1 pseudogene is annotated in these 237 nt (G+C 51.9%); it reads left to right on the top strand.

Features of this window, described 5'->3' with window-relative positions:
• A pseudogene (locus tag ACY2RR_RS24725) lies at positions 1-237 on the top strand (hypothetical protein); the annotation flags it as partial.

Genomic DNA, 237 nt, shown 5'->3' with positions numbered 1-237 from the left:
TTGATCCAATGGTGACTGTTCACGGTGGCTTGGTGCGCATGGAAAATGCCCAGGTAGAAACCAGTCAGGAGCTGCCGGAGCTGAACTGGTATCTGGTAAATTCCGGTGAGCCGGAAGTCAGTACCGGGCAGTGTGTGGCAGAAGTTCGCCGTCGTTTTGGTAAGAGCACTATCTGGACTGAATTTCACAGTATTATTACCGGTCTCGACCAGGCATTTCTGTGTCGCGATGTTGGTG

Source organism: Parendozoicomonas sp. 2304DJ65-17 (genome assembly GCF_058148445.1).
The sequence above is the reverse complement of the archived record's forward strand: the minus strand, read 5'-3'. Positions and strand labels throughout refer to the sequence as shown.